The organism is Curtobacterium sp. B18 (assembly GCF_000333375.1).
In the GTDB taxonomy this organism is placed as follows: domain Bacteria; phylum Actinomycetota; class Actinomycetes; order Actinomycetales; family Microbacteriaceae; genus Curtobacterium.
The window spans coordinates 1-2,783 of the sequence record NZ_BACZ01000165.1 but is presented as its reverse complement, the minus strand read 5'-3'; the positions used below and the strand labels follow the sequence as shown (position 1 = coordinate 2,783).

Below are 2,783 nucleotides of genomic sequence, written 5' to 3'. Positions count from 1 at the left end.
CGTCGTCATGAAAGCTCCTGTTCGTGTTCGGTGCCCCGAGTGGTCAAGGGCACGCGAAACCCATGCTATTGTGTTTCCCGTGNCAGCACGGAAGTGCAGCAGCGCCACACAACTGCACACCATGCGCCTCTAGCTCAATNGGCAGAGCAACTGACTCTTAATCAGTGGGTTCTCGGTTCAAGTCGAAGGGGGCGCACCAGCAAGGCCCCGGCTCCCAGAGCCGGGGCCTTCGTCGTTCCCGGGCCCGTGGGGCCTCCGGGGCGGGACACGCCCGGCGTGCGATCCGGCACCGAAATCGTGCGCCTCACTCAGCGGCGACGTCGACCACGCGTTCCTCGCCGACGACCGGCGCGAGGGCGCCCGCCGATCCCGCGGCCAGGTCGGCCCGCAGCGGCTCGACCGCGGCACCGGGCACCCACAGCTCGAACGTCGCCGTGCTGCCGTACGCGGGCTCGCCGAGCGTCGCGTCGTGACGCCGGACCCAGCCGCGCAGCACGTTGTCGATCCGGCCGGCCTCGGCGTGCGGGACGTCGACGGTCACCCGGGTGAGCGGGTGTCGGTGCACGAGCGCCGCGCGGTCGAGGGTCTCGGAGACCGAGGTCGAGTAGGCGCGGACGAGTCCGCCGGCGCCGAGCTTCACCCCACCGAAGTACCGCGTGACGACCGCGACGACGTCGGTCAGCCCGCGGCGCCGGAGCACCTCGAGCATCGGCACGCCGGCGGTACCGGACGGTTCGCCGTCGTCGCTCGACCGGGCCTGGTCACCGAGCACCCCGGTGACCATCGCGGTGCAGTTGTGCCGGGCGTCCCACCGACGGCGACGGACCTCGGCGATGACGCGGTCGGCGTCCTCGACGGAGGAGACCGGCGCCACGGTCGTGATGAACCGCGACTTCGTGACGACGATCTCGTGCTCGACCGGTGCCGCGATCGTGGACGGGTACGAGGTGCTCACCCGTCCGAGGCTAGCGAGGTCGGTGTCGGGGTCCCGCGCTACCATGTGCTGCACGACGTGCGGCTGGGGAGGAGTCCGATCGACATGGCGACAGCAGACCCGAGGGGTGGCGCGCTCGACGCTGCGGAACTCGCGCGCAGACTCAACCTCCTCCTCGACTTCGAGGAAGCGCAGCGCGGTGCGCCGGTGCCGTTCGCCGCGGTCGAGGAGTACGTCGCCGCCCAGGGTGGCTCGCTCTCCCGGGCGAAGTGGACGTACATGCTCTCCGGCGACGGCCGTCGGAACCGCGACACCGGGCTCCTCCGCCTGCTCGCGGGCTTCTTCGAGGTCGACGAGCGCTTCCTGCTCGAGGACAGCGACGTCCCCGAGCGCATCGGCGCCCAGCTCGCGCTCGTCCGGTCCCTGCGGTCGGCCCGCGTGAGCGGGTTCGCTGCCCGGACCTTCCCCGGCGAGCTCTCGCCCGAGGCGCTCCGTCGCATCGCCGAGGTGCTCGAGGAGGAGTCCGCTCGGGGGAGCGTCGCATGAGCGCGCCGACGGACCTCGTCGAGGCGTTCTGGGCGCGTGGTGCGGCCGAGGGGTGGTCCGACGTCGATCAGGCCGTCGCCGCCGCGGCCGAGGTGGTCGGCAAGCCGATCGTCGTCCGTGAAGAGGCGTTCCTCGCGGCGGAGCCCGTGTGCGGCTTCGTGGCGACGCTCGAACGGCAGCACCTCGTGATGATCTCCCCGACGGCGTCGCGCACCTTCCGGTCGTTCGTCATCGGTCACGAACTCGGCCACATCCTGCACCGTCACCAGGACCACGCACCGCAGGCGGCCTACATCCGCGACGTCATCCCGGACCTGCCGGAGTACAAGGTCGAGCGGGCCCTCGCCCGCGGGCTGTTCTCGAACGAGTACGAGCACGAAGCCGAGGTCTTCGCCGACCGGCTCGCCGGGCTCATCCGCGGACACCGCGATCGTCCGAGTGCGTTCCGCGGGGTGTTCGGGTGATCGTCTCCGTCGTCCAGGCGCTGCTCCTGATCGCCGGGACCATCACGCTCTTCGTGCTCCAGCGCGGCCAGGACCGGACGCTCGCGGTCACGTTCCTGCTGTTCGCGGCGACCATCGTCACGAACGTCGACCCGCTGTACCTGTGGCTCGATCCGCTGTTCGGCGGCTTCAACGTCGTCACCGTGGTCAGCGACTGCCTCATGGTCGCGGGGACGAGCACCCTGCTGTGGGGCGTGGCGAAGGCCGTCGGTGCCGCGCGGCCCTGGCTCCGGAACGCGATCGTCGTCACGTGCGCGGTCGTCGTCGTGGTGGTGATCGTGGCGTTCACCGTGCTCGACAAGCCCGCGACGACGACGACCTTCATGCTCGATGCGGGGTCGCACCCGGCAGCCACGGTGTACTCGATCGCGCAGACGGTGTACCTCGGCGTCGCGCTCGGTGCGACCGGGCTGATCTCGATCGTGCACCTCGGCGAGGCCCGCACGACGACGGACCTCGTCGGACTCTGGGTCCTCGTGCTCGGTGGGCTCCTCGGGGTCGTCCGCATGGTCGTCGTCGTGGTGATGGACCTCGCGCACGTCCTGGGGGACCTCAGCGTGACCCGGTCCCTCGCCCTGCCGTACGACGTCACGACCCCGGGCGCGGTGATCTGCGTGTCGTCGGGGATGCTCCTGCTCGTCATCGGCCACCAGGTCTCCCGCCGTCGCCGCTGGCGTCGGGTCGAGTCGGCGCTCCGCACCCTGACGCCGTTGCACGCCCGGATCGGGACCGACAACGCCTACCCGGACTCCGGGGACCCGGCGACGCGCCTGAGCCGGCTCATCGTCGAGATCAACGAC

4 protein-coding genes and 1 tRNA gene are annotated in these 2,783 nt (G+C 71.0%); 4 read left to right on the top strand and 1 reads right to left on the bottom strand.

Annotated elements, in window-relative coordinates:
• The first annotated feature begins 123 nt into the window (after positions 1–123).
• Positions 124–199 (top strand) — tRNA-Lys (locus I5E_RS04485).
• 105 nt (positions 200–304) lie between these two features.
• Here I5E_RS04485 and I5E_RS04480 read toward each other — a convergent pair.
• Positions 305–955: an IMPACT family protein gene (locus I5E_RS04480; protein WP_022905934.1), complete on the bottom strand. Its 651-nt coding sequence runs from the start codon at positions 953–955 to the stop codon at positions 305–307.
• 84 nt (positions 956–1,039) lie between these two features.
• Between I5E_RS04480 and I5E_RS04475 the strand changes: the two genes are divergently transcribed.
• The 3 genes from I5E_RS04475 to I5E_RS04465 form a co-directional block, all read left to right on the top strand.
• Complete coding sequence (locus I5E_RS04475; RefSeq protein WP_022905933.1) at positions 1,040–1,480, top strand: hypothetical protein; 441 nt, start codon at positions 1,040–1,042, stop codon at positions 1,478–1,480.
• Entirely contained in the window at positions 1,477–1,944 is a 468-nt protein-coding gene (locus I5E_RS04470; protein WP_022905932.1) for an ImmA/IrrE family metallo-endopeptidase, read from the top strand. The genes I5E_RS04475 and I5E_RS04470 overlap by 4 nt, the downstream gene beginning before the upstream one ends.
• The coding region (locus I5E_RS04465) for a hypothetical protein (protein WP_031261537.1) at positions 1,941–2,783 on the top strand (843 nt) is incomplete at its 3' end. The genes I5E_RS04470 and I5E_RS04465, both read left to right, overlap by 4 nt.

What these genes read in the sequence shown, in the direction of transcription:
- I5E_RS04470 (WP_022905932.1), top strand. Translation starts at nt 1,477, where the DNA reads ATGAGCGCGCCGACGGACCTCGTCGAGGCGTTCTGGGCGCGTGGTGCG.
- I5E_RS04475 (WP_022905933.1), top strand. Translation starts at nt 1,040, where the DNA reads ATGGCGACAGCAGACCCGAGGGGTGGCGCGCTCGACGCTGCGGAACTC.